This window comes from Micromonospora sp. 050-3 (assembly GCF_046549335.1).
Classification (GTDB): domain Bacteria; phylum Actinomycetota; class Actinomycetes; order Mycobacteriales; family Micromonosporaceae; genus Micromonospora; species Micromonospora trifolii.
Map to the genome: position 1 here is coordinate 121,108 of NZ_JAJPVX010000003.1, position 14,081 is coordinate 135,188.

The following is a 14,081-nucleotide window of genomic DNA, read 5'->3' on the forward strand; positions in this document are numbered from 1 at the left end:
CATGTCGCCACGGATCCAGCTCCCGAGCGGTTGGGTGACCTTCGTATTCACCGATATCGAGGGCTCGACCCGGCTGGCTCAGCTGCTCGGCCCTGACTACCGACCGGTGCTCGCCGAGCATCGACGGCTGCTGCGCCGCACGCTGGCCAGCACGGGTGGCGCGGAGCTGCTGACCGAGGGCGACTCGTTCTTCCTGGCCTTCGAGGAAGCGACAGCGGCGATGACCGCGTGCCTGACCGCCCAGCGGGCACTGTCCAGCCACGACTGGCCCACTACCGAAGCCGCGCCCCGGGTGCGGATGGGCCTGCACACCGGCTATGCCGAGCCACGCGACGGCGAGTACGCCAGCCCCGAGGTGCACCGGGCCGCCCGGGTGGCCGCCGCCGCGCACGGCGGGCAGGTGCTCTGCACCGCGTCCACCGCCCGCCGGGCCGAGCCGATGCCGCCGGGCGCGACCCTGCTCGACCTGGGCCTGCACCGACTGCGCGGCTTCGACGACCGGGAACGACTCTTCCAACTGGTCGCGCCGGGTCTGGAGCGGCAGTTCCCTCGGCCCCGCACCGCCGACGCGGTGGCGCACAACCTGCCCACCCAGGTGACCTCGTTCGTCGGCAGGCAGGCCGAGCGCATCGAGCTGGGCCTGCTGGTGCGACAGCACCGCCTGGTCACCGTGCTGGGCGCCGGCGGCGCGGGCAAGACCCGACTCGCTGTGGAGTTGGCCAGCGGGGTTGTCGAGGCTCACCCGGACGGGGTCTGGTTCGTCGACATCGCCTCGGTGACCGACCCGGGGCTGGTGGCGTTCGCCATCGCCGCCGTGCTCGGCCTGCGCCCCGAGCCCGGTCGGCCGATGCTGGACACCCTCGTCGAGTACGCGGCCGCCCGCCGGATGCTTGTCGTACTGGACACCTGCGACACCCAACCGGCCGCCTGCGCCGAGGTGATCGCGCGTCTGCTGTCCGGCGGGAGTGGCGTACGGGTGCTGGCGACCAGTCGCGAGTCGTTCAGCCTGCCGGGCGAGGTGGTGTGGCGGATTCCACCGCTCTCGGTGGACCCTCGCGCGGACGGTGCGGAGAGCGACGCGGTGGCGCTGCTGCTGGACCGTACGGCGGCGGCGCGAGGTGGCCGGCAGCCCGACCCGGCCGAGTCCGCCGACCTGCGTCGGGTCGTGCAGCGGTTGGACGGCCTGCCGCTCGCCATCGAGTTGGCCGCAGCCCGGCTGCGGGTGCTCTCCGTCGGTCAGCTCGCCGAGCGCCTGGACGATGTCCTCGGCACCCTGGACGCCGGCCGGGAGGACCCGGATCCGCCGCCGGTGGAGCGGGGCTGGTCCGGCAACCAGCAGGACACCGTGGACCTGGTCGCCGCGGCGGCCGGGGCGTCGCCGCCCACCCCGGCGAGCCGTGCCGTGCAGCGCTCGGCCACCGAGCGGCACCTGACCATGCAGGCCACAGTCACCTGGTCCTACCGGACGCTGGGGCCCCGGGCCGCCCGCCTGCTGCGGTGGTTGGCGGTGTTCGCCGGCCCGGTGGATCTGGCGACTGTGGAGTGGCTGCTGGGTGACGATCCGCTGGACCCGCTCTCGGTCCTGGTGGACAAGTCGATGGTGTTGGCCGAACCGCGTGCCGCCGGGAGCACCTACCGGATGCTCGACCCCATCCGGGCGTACGCGGCGCGGCGGTTGGCCGAGGCCGGCGAGGAGCAGGCCGCCCGGGACCGGCACGTGGCCTGGTCGGCGCACGCACTGGACCGGGCCCACCTGGGCCAGGACGGCCGGCCGGTGACGCTGTCCTTGTATGCCCTCGATCCACTGGCCGGGGAGCTGCGCGCCGCGCTGCGCTGGTGCGCCACCGGCGGTAGCGCCCGTGCCGGTCTCGGTCTGGCGGGTGGGCTGGACCAGTGGTGGCTGGAGCGGGGCCTGGCCCGGGAGGGGCGGCTGTGGCTGTTCCGGCTGTACGGGCGGATCGCGGAGACGGGGGAGCGGATCCCGGAGGCGGAGCTGGCGGCGGCGTACCACATGCACTCGCTGCATGCCAGCGCCGACGGCGAGTTCGCCGAGGAGCTGCGCTACTCCCAGCGGGCGGAGGCAGCGGCCCGGCAGGCCGGCGACGCCGGGTTGCTGGCCCGGGTGCTGGCCGGCAGGGCCGCGCCCCTGGTCGACATGGGGCAGTTCGTCGAGGCCGAGCGGGTGTGCCGGGAGGTCATCGACTGGGCACACGGGCAGGACGTGGTCGGCGAGGCGCTGTTCGCGGTGTTCAGCCTGGCCGAGCTGCTCTGGCGGCGGGGGGCCCTGGAGGAGGCGGCGGAGCTGCTGGGGGCGGTGCGTCCGGTGGAGGCGGCCCGGCCCGTGGAGCGGGGCCGCCGTTCGGTGGACATGCTGCTCGGCATGGTCGCGCTGGCCCGGGGCGACGTGATCGCCGCACACGAGCATCTACTGGTGGCGCTGCGCTCCCGGATGGGCCACGGCTACCACGGCCGGGCGTGCGACACCTTGAACGCGGTGGCGGTGCGCTGTGCGATCGGCGGGGAGCGGCTGACCGCCGCCCGCCTGTTCGGGGCCGCGCAGGCCACCCGGGCGAGTATGCGTGCCACCCCCGGCATCTTCGGCGGTTACTGGGCCGAACAGCAGGCGGAGTTGCGCGCGGTGCTGGGCGACGCTGCCTTCGACGACGCGTACGGCGAGGGTGCCGAGCTCGGGCTGGACGAGGCCGCGGCGCTGGCACTCGACGTGGAACACCCGGACCTGGCGGCGGACTCGACCCGCTTCAGCACCGGCCTGTCCCAACCAACCCCCCGCCGTCCCGCCGACCCCGACCGCCACCCAGCCACAAGAACCGAACGCGCCTAACCCCCACCCCACCCCGCCCCACCCTGCCCCCGTCGATCTTGCACTTTCTGTCGGGAGATATCGGTTTCAAAAGGGGCAAAACAACAACTCAAAGTGCAAGATCGCGCGGGTGGGGGCGAGGGCGGCGCGGGGGTGGGGGAGGGCAGGGTGGGGTTAGTGGGTTGCGGCTCTGGCTTCGGCTTGGGCCTTCATTCGGGCGGCGCGGTCGATGTCGGCCTGCTGGACGGCCGCTACGGAACCGAAGATGCTGACCGCCTGGTAGTAGGTCCAGGCCAGGCTGTAGCAGGCCGGCCGGACGACCGAGTTGTACGTGGTGCAGACGCGCTTCAGGTCCTCGTAGAAGGCGCTGTCAAGGCGGGACTTGTTGGCGGAGAACTGGCCGACCGCCTTGTAGTTGCGGTAGCCGAAGTCGTGCCGGTAGCAGCCCAGGTTGAAGGTGAACCCGAGCGGGTTGTCCGGGCTGGACGAGCAGTAGTCGGTGGACCAGTTGAAGTTGTACTCGGCCCAGGGGGCCCGGTTGACCCGGGCGCTGTTCCACGAGTTGTAGCTGGACGCGCTGGTCTGGGTCCAGCTGGACAGCACGGAGAGCCGTTGGGCGGGGGTGACGGCGGCGGCGGGGGAGGCGATGGCGAGGGTGGCGAGCAGCGCTAATGCGCCCGAGGCGAGCAGGGTGGCGAGACGTCGGGGCACGGTTTACCTCCGCGGGGGTGAGCGGGTGGGACGGAAGTTACCGGCGGGTTACCGGATGTCGATGAGTGTCGATCAGCTGATCAACTAGGCGGTATGCGTCTCGCCAACTATTGGTGACATACGTTGAAACAGACGAATGCCCCGGACGCGCGAGGCGTCCGGGGCATTCGGAGAAGCGGGTCAGCGCCTGACGAATGCCGGCGGGCTCTCGGGGCTCTCGTTGGCCGACCGGTCCAGGGCGGTCAGCTGGTAGGTGTAGCGCCGACCGGGTTCGGCCGAGGTGTCCACCCAGGACTGGGCGTTGCCGGGCGTGGCCCGGACGGTGTCGATCAGGTGCGCAGCGTCGGCCGTGGCGCACCGGCCGGGCAGCGTGGTGCCGTCGAACCGGTAGATCGCGTACGAGGTGGCGGTGCCGAGCGGACCGACGCCGTCGGCGGGCTGCCGCCAGGTGAGCCGGACCCCGTCGGCCTGCCGGGTCGCCTTGGTGACCACCGGGAAGAGCAGCGGCCGGGCCGGCAGGTGGGACATGGCCGGCACCAGCGCCGGGCGGGAGTAGTGCTCGCCCGCGTAGATGTCGGTGGCGCCGAGGCGGTTGGCCCGCACCTGCACCGCGGAGAAGTGCACGTTGCCCTGCACCTCCGGGTACGACCGGTTGAGCGTCAGGTGGTCGGACAGTTCACGCGGGTTCTGCCAGTACGGCCCGTACGCCGGGTCGCCGCTCTTGTAGTCGGCCTGGCCGATGTAGAGCTGCACGCGGGTGCCGCGCACCGTCTCGGCCCACCACGGCACGAGGCGCGCGTAGTCGGCGGCCGGGTACTGGCCGATGTACCAGTAGAGCTGCGGCACCACGTAGTCGATCCACTCCTGCTTGATCCACTTGCGGGTGTCGGCGGAGATGATGTCGTACGACTGGCTGCCGGTGGTGTCCGAGCCGAGCGGGTCGACGGTCTTGTTGCGCCAGATGCCGAACGGGCTGACGCCGAACTTCACCCACGGCTTCGCCGCCTTGATCTTGCCGTTCATCTCCTGGATCAGCAGGTTGATGTTGTCCCGCCGCCAGTCGGCCCGGTCGGTGAAGCCCCGGTTGTGGGCCGCGAACGTCGCGTCGTCCGGCACCTGGTAGGTGCCGCTGGGGTAGGGGTAGAAGTAGTCGTCGAAGTGGACGCCGTCGATGTCGTACCGCTTGACGGCGTCCATCATGGCGGTCTGGACGAACTCGCGGACCTCGGGAAGGCCGGGGTTGTAGTAGAGCCGGCTGCCGGCCACGCCGGCCGGCGGGTAGGCAAAGGTCCAGTCGGGGTGCTGCTGGGCCGGGTGGCCGGGGGCGAGCTGAGTCAGGTCGGCGCCGGCGCCGCCGGGGGCCGGCATGGAGACGCGGTACGGGTTGAACCAGGCGTGGAACTCCAGGTTCCGCTTGTGCGACTCGTCGACCAGGAAGGCCAGTGGGTCCCAGCCCGGGTCCTGGCCGCGTACCCCGGTCAGGTACTCCGACCAGGGCTCGTACGGTGAGGGCCAGAGCGCGTCGGCGGTGGGCCGGACCTGCACCACGACGGCGTTGTGGTGCAGTCGCCCGGCCAGGTCGAGCAGCTCGCGGTACTCGGCCTGCTGGGCCGCGATCCGGTCCGGGTTGGTCTGGGACGCCTTGCTGGGCCAGTCGATGTTGACCACCGACGAGATCCACATGGCCCGGAACTGACGCTTCGGGGTGGCCGGGTCGGTGGCGCAGGTGGCGGTGGTGGTGTCGGCCGCGCTGGGGGCGGCGCTCGCGGGGGTGGCGCTGACGAACGTGCCGAGCAGGGCTGCGACCAGCCCGGCGACTCCGATTCGGGTGGCTTTCATGCGGTGTGTCCCTTCGTTGGGGCTCCCGGATGTTTCGCGCGGTGCGCGGCAAGATTCGCCGTCGATGTCCGCCTTGCTGGTAGGAAATTTTCACAGTCTGGCCGTCGCCGCAAGAGTTCGTGGTTGACCAATCGCGCCGCTGGGTAGCAACGCCGGTCACCGGCCGCCACGGAGGTGGTCGCACGGTGGGAGGGGTGACCGGGTGTCCGTGCTGCGCACAAAACCAATCAAGGACGTGATAGCCCAAGGTGAGGCGGACGGCAGCGACGGCCAACTGGGGCTGAAGAGGCGGCTCGGCGCTGTCGACCTCACCGGCTTCGGCATCGGCATCGTGATCGGCACCGGCATCTTCACCCTCACCGGGATCGAGGCCCGGGACAGCGCCGGGCCGGGCGTGGTGATCTCCTTCGCCATCGCCGGCGTGGTCGCCCTGCTCGCCGCCCTCTGCTACGCCGAGCTGGCCTCCAGCGTGCCAACCGCCGGCAGCGCCTACACCTACGCGTACGCCACGATGGGCGAGATCGTCGCCTGGATCATCGGCTGGGACCTGCTGCTGGAGTTCGCGCTCGGCGCCGCCGTGGTGGCCCGAGGCTGGTCCGGCTACCTCGCCGAACTGCTCGACCTGCCGACCCGCTGGTTCGGTGAGGAGGGCAGCACTGTCAACGTGGGTGCCATCGCCATCGTGCTGATCCTCGGCATCGTGGCGATCGTCGGCATCCGGGAATCCGCCCGGATCACCAACCTGCTGGTGCTGGTCAAGGTGGCCATCTGCGTCTTCGTGGTGGTCGCCGGGCTGTTCTTCGTCAAGGCCGCCAACCTCACCCCGTTCATCCCGCCGGCCGAGCCTGCCGGGAGCGGCGACGACGGCATCAAGCAGCCGGTCACGCAGGCGCTCTTCGGGCTGGAGCCGTCGGTCTTCGGCTTCGTCGGGGTGCTCAGCGCCGCCGCCGTGGTCTTCTTCGCGTACACCGGCTTCGAGGCCGTGGCCAACCTGGGCGAGGAGACCAGGAAGCCCAAGCGGGACCTCACCCTGGGTCTGCTCGGCACGCTGCTGATCTCCACAGTGCTCTATATCGGCGTCTCGCTGGTGGTGGTCGGGATGGTGCCGTACACCGAGATCGACCGGGGCGCCCCGATCGCGTCGGCCTTCGAGTCGGTCGGCGCGGGCTGGGCCGCAGTGCTGGTCTCCATCGCCGCGGTCGCAGGCCTGACCAGCGTCATCCTGGTCGACCTGGTGGCGATGGGCCGGATCGGCTTCGCCATCGCCCGGGACGGGTTGATCCCACCCTCGATCGCGAAGGTGCACCCGCGCTGGGGCACCCCGTACCGGATCTCGGCGATCATGACGGTGGCGGTCGCGCTGCTGGCCGGCTTCCTGCCGCTGTCCGCGCTGGCCGACCTGGTCAGCATCGGCGCGCTCTGCGCGTTCGTCCTCGTGTCGTTGGCGGTGCCGATCCTGCGCCGCAAGCGGCCCGACCTCGAGCGGCCGTTCCGGGTGCCGTTCTCACCGGTGCTGCCGATCGTCTCGGCGCTGGCCTGCTTCTACCTGATGCTCAACCTGTCGGTGGAGACCTGGCTGCGGTTCCTGGCCTGGATGCTGCTCGGCGCGTTGATCTACTTCGGCTACGGTCACCGCCGCAACCGGCTGGCCCAGCACGAGCCCGCCGTCGCCCCGTCACCCCGCGAGCCGAGCGCCGACAGCTGATCCGACCGGACAGGGGAAGGGACCGCATGGGCCCTTCCCCTGTCGCTTGTGCACGGCCGCAGAGAAGTCGCTGACGGTATGGTGCGCCCGTCACCTCGGGGAGGTTGCGGCGTGCGACACAGACTCAAGGACGTGGCCGAACGGGCCGGCGTCTCCGTCAAGACCGTCTCCAACGTCGTGAACGGCCACGTGCACGTACGACCGGACACCCGTGCCCGGGTCGAGGAGGCGATCGTCGAACTCAACTACCGGCCCAACCTCTCCGCACGTCACCTCCGCAAGGGACGCACCGGCGTGATCGCGCTGGCCGTTCCGGAACTGGACATCCCGTACTTCGCCGAGCTGGCCCGTCACGTGGTCACCGCCGCCGCCGAGCACGGCTGGACGGTGCTCATCGACCAGACCGGCGGCCGGCATGACCAGGAACGGGTGCTTGCCCCCGGTATCACCGACCACCTGATCGACGGGCTCATCCTCAGTCCGTCGGCGCTCACCGCGGCGGACCTGGCCGGTCTGGACGGCACCCCGATGGTGCTGCTCGGCGAGCGGATCGAACACTGCCCGGCGGATCGCGTGGTGATCGACAACGTGGCAGCGGCCCGGAAGATCACCGACCACCTGATCCAGTCGGGTCGTCGCCGGATCGCGGCAGTCGGCGCGCAGCGCACTGACGAGGGCGCCAGCGCCCGGCTGCGCCTGGCCGGCTACCGCGACGCGCTGAGCGCCGCCGGCCTCGACTACGACAAGGCTCTGGTGGCGCCCGCGCCGGCCTGGCACCGCGCCGACGGCGCGGCCGCGATGCGCGGCCTGCTCACCTCCGGCGTACGCCTCGACGCCGTCTTCTGCTTCAACGACACGCTTGCCCTGGGTGCCCTGCGCGCTCTGCACGAGGCCGGCCTGCGGGTGCCGGAGGATGTGGCGGTGGTCGGCTTCGACGACATCGAGGACGGCCGCTTTTCGTTTCCGACCCTGACCACCGTCGCCCCGGACAAGGAGCAGATCGCCCGCCTGGCCGTCGAACTCCTGGCCAACCGTCTGGACGGCGATCGTGCCGCCCCCGCCCGGGAACTCCGCGCCTCCTACCGTCTGGAACTCCGCGAGTCCACCCAGACCCGCTAGTCGAAGAAGCGGGCCAGGTGGGACTGGGGTGCCGGGTCGGCGTCCGGGGGGAGGGGGGTCAGGTCGGCGAAGATCGAGGCACCGTCGCAGCCCGCGTGCAGTGGGTACCAGCGCGGCGTGCCCGGTGGCCGGAGCTGACAGATCCCCTTGAACGTCTGCACGTCCATCAGCCGGACGTGGGTCGGGTCGGCCACCGCGTTCACATGCCCCCACCAGGGGCTCATCACGTGCAGCACCCCACCGGGGCGGAGCACCCGATGACACTCGTCGACCAGCGGCAGGAAGTCGATCAGGTGCTCCAGGATGTGCACCGCGAAGAGGACGTCCACCGAGTTGTCGGCGAGCGGTAGCGAGCCGGACAGGTCCGCCACGGCATTCACGCCGGGCGCCGGGTAGATGTCCAGCCCCAGGTTGCTCGACCACTGCTTGGTCGGCCCACAACCGAGGTCCACCACCACTGGCGCCCGCCCGCCGATGCCGACGCGGCACCAGACGCCGTAGACACCGGCCATTTGCCCCACCAGGTCCCGCACCAGCCGTAGCTGGGCGGGCTCGGCCACGTCGCCGCTCAGATGGGCCACCCCGCGGTCGAACCGCACCTCGACCGCCAGGTCCCGCAGTCGATCATCGTGGCGGACCTGGTCCGCCCACGCCTGGGCGAGGAAATCGTCTATCGCCCGCAGCCGGTCGGCCGAGGGCGGAGTCTGTGCCAAAGCGACCATTCGGGCCACCTCCCGCCGCGCGATACCCGCAATCGCGCCCGATATGCCCCACTCGTCCATCTGGTTGGCGTGGCCCGCGCATCCGTGGGGTGGGCGTGTCGCCTCGGACCCGGCCCGCCTCCGGTCAGCCCGAGAGGGTGCGGCGGCCCCCGCGCATCCGCTGGCGAGGCGGCGGCTCGGCGGGCTTCGGCCGCTTGAGGTGATAGCGGTGCAGTTCGTGGTTGCCGGGCAGGGACGGGTCCTCGCTCATCGCGACCAACTCCCAGCCCTGGTCACCGGCCCGGTTCAGGTGGGCCAGCGAGGTGTCGCCGTACGGCGTCACGTCGACCATCGAGCCGTCCGGGCCGTACCAGACGAAGACGACCTCCCAGCCGAGGTCGGTGGTCGCAGCTTGACGGCGGCGGACCAGCAGGGCGTACTCCCACTTGAGCATGGCGTCATTCTCACCCCGCGCCGGCCTGCGGGCGCGGATCAATCCTCGGCGATCCGCCCGGCGTCGACCCGCAGTCGCCGGTTGGTCTCGATGGCGGCCAGCATCCGCCGGTCGTGGGTGACCAGCAGCAGCGTTCCGGGGTAGCTGGCCAGCGCCGATTCGAGCTGCTCGATGGCGGGCAGGTCCAGGTGGTTGGTGGGCTCGTCCAGCACCAGCAGGTTGACCCCACGGCCCTGGAGCAGGGCCAGCGCGGCCCGGGTCCGCTCACCGGGGGAGAGGGTGGCCGCCGGTCGTGGCACGTGCGCCGCCCGCAGGCCGAACTTGGCCAGCAAGGTCCGCGCGTCCGCCGGCGACAGGTGGGGTACTGCCGCCTCGAACGCGTCGATCAGCGGTACGTCGCCGAGGAACAGCCCGCGGGCCTGGTCCACCTCCCCGACCACCACGCCGGGTCCGAGCGAGGCGGTGCCGGCGTCCAGCGGCAGCCGGCCCAGCAGCGCGGCCAACAGGGTGGACTTGCCCGAGCCGTTCGCCCCGGTCACCGCGACCCGGTCCGCCCAGTCGATCTGGAGGTCGACCGGGCCGAGGGTGAAGCCACCACGGCGTACCACGGCTCCGCGCAGCGTGGCCACGACGGCACCGGCGCGGGGCGCGGCGGCGATCTCCATCCGCAGCTCCCACTCCTTACGGGGCTCCTCGACCACGTCGAGCCGCTCGATCAGCCGTTCGGTCTGCGTGGCCTTGGCGGCTTGCTTCTCGCTGGACTCGCTGCGGAACTTGCGGCCGATCTTGTCGTTGTCGGTGGCCTTGCGGCGCGCGTTCCGCACGCCCTTCTCCATCCAGCCACGCTGGGTGCGGGCCCGAGCCTCCAGCCCGGCCTTGGTGTCGGCGTACTCCTCGAAGTCCGCGCGGGCGTGCCGGCGGGCCACCTCGCGCTCCTCCAGGTAGGCCGCGTAGCCACCGCCGTAGTGGTGCACCTGCTGCTGCGCCAGGTCCAGCTCCACGACCCGGGTCACAGTGCGGGTGAGGAACTCCCGGTCGTGACTGACCAGCACCGTGCCGGCGCGCAGCCCGGTGACGAACTCCTCCAGCCGCTCCAACCCGGCCAGGTCCAGGTCGTTCGTCGGCTCGTCGAGCAGGAACACGTCGTACCGGCTGAGCAGCAGCGACGCGAGCCCGGCACGGGCCGCCTGACCGCCGGAGAGCCCGGTCGTCGGGTGGTCCAGGTCGACAGCGAGCCCCAGGTCGGCGCTCACCTGCTCGGCGCGTTCGTCGAGGTCCGCGCCGCCGAGGGCGAGCCAGCGCTCCAGCGCGTCGCCGTACGCGTCGTCGGCGCCCGCCGCCCCTGCGGTCAGCGCCTCGGTCGCCGCGTCCAACGCCGCCTGCGCGGCGGTCACCCCGGTCCGGCGGGCCAGGAAGTCCCGGACGGTCTCGCCCGGCCGCCGCTCCGGCTCCTGCGGCAGGTGTCCGACGCTCGCGGTGGGCGGGCTGAGCCGCACACTGCCGGCCTCGACCGGCAACAATCCGGCGAGGGTACGCAGCAGCGTCGACTTGCCGGCCCCGTTCGGCCCGACCAGCCCGACCACGTCGCCGGGGGCGACCACCAGGTCCAATCCGGCGAAGAGCGGGCGGTCGCCGTGCCCGGCGGCCAGGTCCTTGACGATCATCGTGGCGCTCATCAGGACGGCAGCCTATCCGGCCGCCCGCATACGACCGGCCGGCAGCGGGCAGACTCAACGACGTGGTGACCACACTGGCGATCGACTGTGGCGGCGGAGGCATCAAGGCGTCCGTGCTCGACGAGGCGGGAACGATGCGGGCCCGGCCGTTACGGGTGCCCACCCCGTACCCGTTGCCGCCCGCGTTGTTTGTCCAGACGCTGCGGGATCTCGGCGGGCGGCTGCCAACGGCGGACCGGCTCACTGTCGGCGTACCCGGGATGATCCGGCACGGAGTGGTGGTGAGCACGCCGCACTACGTGACCCGCAACGGCCCCCGAAGCCGGGTCGACCCGGACCTGGTCGCCGAATGGTCCGGCTGGGACGCGCGCGGCGCGCTGGCCGACGCGTTCGGGGTGCCGGCGCTGGTGCTCAACGACGCCGAGGTGCACGGCGCCGGAGTGGTCGCCGGCACCGGGTGCGAGCTGGTGCTGACCCTGGGGACGGGGCTGGGCAGCGCGCTCTTCGACGGCGGGGTGCTCGCACCGCACCTGGAGCTGTCGCACGCCCCGGTGCGCTGGGGCACCACCTACGACACGTACGTCGGCGAGCCGGAACGGCGGCGGCTCGGCGACGCCTTCTGGTCTCGTCGGATCCGCCAGGTGGTGGACGGGCTCCGCCCGGTGTTCCGCTGGGACCGGCTCTACCTGGGCGGGGGCAACTCCCGACTGATCCGGCCCGAGCAACTGGCCCGGATGGGTGACGACGTGGTGGTGGTGCCGAACACCGCCGGAATCGTCGGCGGTGTCCGCGCCTGGGAACTTTCCGCCGGACGCCGGGACGCCCGCGCCTGACCCTTCGGCGCCCGTCGGCGGCCCGAACTGACCTGATCTCGACCCCGGGAACAGTCGCCAAACGTCCGGTGTTGTGCCAGCGTCGGAACAGGTGACGGTGCGACCCGAGGAGGTGGCAGATGGATCTTCTGGCGGACTACCGGCGGGCGACCATGTTCTTCGAAACCGGTGACCCCAGCGGGGCAGCCCGACTGCTGGAGCCGATCATCGACGCCGAGCCCGGCAACGCAGCGGTCCGGCAACTGCTGGCCCGGGCGTACTTCCAGTCGGCCCAGCTCAACCGGGCCGAGGAGCATCTGCGCGAGCTGGTCGAGCGGGACCCGAGCGACCACTACGCGCACCACGTGCTCGGTCGGACGCTGGAGCGGCTGAACCGACACACCGACGCGCTGCGGCACCTCCGGATCGCCGCCGCGATGTACGCGGCCAACGACGACTACCGGACCGCGCTGGAGCGGGTGGAGACCCGCCTCGGCGGCAGGCGCTGAGCCTGACCCGGTGACGCGTGCGGGGCGGCCCTTCGGGGCCGCCCCTTCGTCGTCTGGCCGGCGACCTGCCGGACGTGCCTAGGATGACGGACATGGGACCTGACCGGCCGGGGGCTGCGGCATGAAGCTCAAGCTGGACCTGCACGAGATCTTCAACAAGGGCCAGGACATCGACCGGGCGTTGCGCGGGATCATGGACGAGGCGGTGGCGAAGAAGGCCACCCTCGTCGAGATCATCCCCGGCAAGGGATCCGGCCAGCTCAAGAAGCGGGTGCTGCGGTTCCTCGACCAGAAGGACGTCAAGCAGCTCTACCACCGGGTGGAAAAGGACTCGAAGAACTTCGGCCGCCTATTCGTCCACTTCCGCTGGAAATAGCAGCGCCTTGTCGATGGGTTGTAGGTGCGGCACGGGCGGCGACTGACCATGAGCGCAGCATCATCGGCAGACGTTGGGGGTACGAACCGTCGATGCGCTTACATGCTGGTGAGACCGAAGCCGTCGGCTGGCGGCTGGTGACTCTGTCCGACGCCGTCCGGCAGCTACGCGACGCATCACCGGATGTCACCGGACGCCCCCGGGTGATCGCGATCGATGGCCGGGGTGGTGCAGGTAAGACGACTCTGGCTGAGCGGCTGAGCAAGGTGGAGTCCAACTCCGCCATCGTGCACACCGACGACGTCGCCTGGAACCATGCCTATTTCGACTGGGGCGCCGTACTCGCCGAGAACATTCTGCAACCCCTGCACCGAGGGGAGTCGGTGAACTTCCGTCCCGACGCCTGGATCAGCCACGACCGAGCCGGATCGATCACCATCCCTGCCGGCGCTGACGTCGTCTGGGTCGAGGGCACCGGCATCATCCGGGACGAACTCGGCCCGTGGTTGGACGCCTCGGTGTACATACAGGGCGATCTTGATGAACAAGAGCGCTTGCTGGTCGCTCGCGACGGCGACTCGGCCGAACAGCAGGAGCACGTGACGAACTGGCTGCGGGAGGAACTGCCCTTCATGCTGCGAGAACGACCGTGGTCCCGAGCCACGCTGATCGTCGCAGGCCCTTCGGAGATCGATCACGACCCGGACACCGAACTGGTCGTAGCGCCGCCGATCAGCCTCTAGCGCGCCTGCTCATTACGCTGGTCTGGACTTCCACGACGGGGCCGCAGGCACCTCCAGGTCCGCCGCTGCGCGAGCGCGAAATCCTCCAATTCGTTGACCCGTAGGGTGTTCTGATGTCGACGGTGAACCTGCGACGATCGGCCCGTGCGGTCGTCCTGAACGAAGACGACCGCGTTCTGCTGCTTCGACTCGGCATTCCCGATCCGGCTGGCATGATCTTTGTGTGGATTACTCCCGGGGGTGGCGTCGAAGACGGCGAGACACCGCTGGCAGCCCTGCGGCGAGAGCTGCGCGAAGAGATCGGTCTTACTCTCGATGCCGACCCGCCTCAGGTCTGGTGCCAGGAGATAGTGGCCGCCGGGCACGCACCCGGCCACGATGGCGCCCTGAACGACTACTTCCTCGTGCGGACCGCGTCGTTCACGCCGCGCGGTGCGATGAGCGATGAAGAACTCGCCGCCGAGCACGTCATCGGCTGGCGTTGGTGGTCGCTGTCAGAGATCAGGGAGTACCTCGGCTCTGAGCTGTTCTCGCCGCGCGATCTCGCCACGCCGTTGGCCGCATTGATCGCCGACGGAGTACCAACCCAACCCGTGGCGCTCGGCCTGTGAACGT

Annotated in this window: 13 protein-coding genes; 8 read left to right on the forward strand and 5 right to left on the reverse strand. The window is 71.0% G+C overall.

What is annotated here, in order from left to right; all coding sequences use genetic code 11:
- Position 1: 1 nt before the first annotated feature.
- A complete protein-coding gene (locus ACLJOK_RS28570; RefSeq protein WP_410821701.1) occupies positions 2 to 2,842 on the forward strand; it encodes an ATP-binding protein in 2,841 nt (946 codons plus the stop codon).
- A 153-nt stretch (positions 2,843 to 2,995) separates the two neighbouring features.
- Here the strand turns inward: ACLJOK_RS28570 and ACLJOK_RS28575 are convergent, their stop codons facing one another.
- Entirely contained in the window at positions 2,996 to 3,532 is a 537-nt protein-coding gene (locus ACLJOK_RS28575) for a phospholipase (RefSeq protein WP_410821702.1), read from the reverse strand.
- Positions 3,533 to 3,712: 180 nt separating this feature from the next.
- Positions 3,713 to 5,371: a glycoside hydrolase family 10 protein gene (locus ACLJOK_RS28580; RefSeq protein WP_410821703.1), complete on the reverse strand. Its 1,659-nt coding sequence runs from the start codon at positions 5,369 to 5,371 to the stop codon at positions 3,713 to 3,715.
- A 202-nt stretch (positions 5,372 to 5,573) separates the two neighbouring features.
- Here ACLJOK_RS28580 and ACLJOK_RS28585 point away from each other — a divergent pair, with 202 nt between their 5' ends.
- Complete coding sequence (locus ACLJOK_RS28585) at positions 5,574 to 7,076, forward strand: amino acid permease (RefSeq protein WP_410821704.1); 1,503 nt, start codon at positions 5,574 to 5,576, stop codon at positions 7,074 to 7,076.
- Between the two features lie 111 nt (positions 7,077 to 7,187).
- Positions 7,188 to 8,195, forward strand: coding sequence for a LacI family DNA-binding transcriptional regulator (locus ACLJOK_RS28590; RefSeq protein ID WP_410821705.1), 1,008 nt, complete (start codon positions 7,188 to 7,190; stop codon positions 8,193 to 8,195).
- Here ACLJOK_RS28590 and ACLJOK_RS28595 read toward each other — a convergent pair.
- The 3 genes from ACLJOK_RS28595 to ACLJOK_RS28605 form a co-directional block, all read right to left on the reverse strand.
- The gene (locus ACLJOK_RS28595; RefSeq protein ID WP_410821706.1) at positions 8,192 to 8,917 is read right to left on the reverse strand and encodes a methyltransferase domain-containing protein; all 726 of its coding nucleotides are present in this window, start codon (positions 8,915 to 8,917) and stop codon (positions 8,192 to 8,194) included. The two genes, ACLJOK_RS28590 and ACLJOK_RS28595, sit on opposite strands and share 4 nt — an antisense overlap.
- Before the next feature lie 124 nt (positions 8,918 to 9,041).
- The gene (locus ACLJOK_RS28600) at positions 9,042 to 9,350 is read right to left on the reverse strand and encodes a hypothetical protein (RefSeq protein WP_410821707.1); all 309 of its coding nucleotides are present in this window, start codon (positions 9,348 to 9,350) and stop codon (positions 9,042 to 9,044) included.
- Between the two features lie 38 nt (positions 9,351 to 9,388).
- Complete coding sequence (locus ACLJOK_RS28605) at positions 9,389 to 11,026, reverse strand: ABC-F family ATP-binding cassette domain-containing protein (protein ID WP_410821708.1); 1,638 nt, start codon at positions 11,024 to 11,026, stop codon at positions 9,389 to 9,391.
- Between the two features lie 62 nt (positions 11,027 to 11,088).
- Here ACLJOK_RS28605 and ACLJOK_RS28610 point away from each other — a divergent pair, with 62 nt between their 5' ends.
- From ACLJOK_RS28610 to ACLJOK_RS28630, 5 genes are all read left to right on the forward strand, one after another.
- Positions 11,089 to 11,859 (forward strand): ROK family protein, encoded by a 771-nt coding sequence (locus ACLJOK_RS28610; RefSeq protein WP_410821709.1) that lies wholly within the window; start codon positions 11,089 to 11,091, stop codon positions 11,857 to 11,859.
- Positions 11,860 to 11,978: 119 nt separating this feature from the next.
- Positions 11,979 to 12,347: a tetratricopeptide repeat protein gene (locus ACLJOK_RS28615; RefSeq protein ID WP_112584722.1), complete on the forward strand. Its 369-nt coding sequence runs from the start codon at positions 11,979 to 11,981 to the stop codon at positions 12,345 to 12,347.
- 121 nt (positions 12,348 to 12,468) lie between these two features.
- Positions 12,469 to 12,723, forward strand: a complete 255-nt coding sequence (locus tag ACLJOK_RS28620; protein WP_007465523.1) for a Smr/MutS family protein — start codon at positions 12,469 to 12,471, stop codon at positions 12,721 to 12,723.
- A 92-nt stretch (positions 12,724 to 12,815) separates the two neighbouring features.
- Positions 12,816 to 13,466, forward strand: a complete 651-nt coding sequence (locus ACLJOK_RS28625; RefSeq protein WP_410821710.1) for a uridine kinase — start codon at positions 12,816 to 12,818, stop codon at positions 13,464 to 13,466.
- A 113-nt stretch (positions 13,467 to 13,579) separates the two neighbouring features.
- Entirely contained in the window at positions 13,580 to 14,077 is a 498-nt protein-coding gene (locus ACLJOK_RS28630) for an NUDIX hydrolase (RefSeq protein ID WP_410821711.1), read from the forward strand.
- The last annotated feature ends 4 nt before the right edge of the window (positions 14,078 to 14,081 follow it).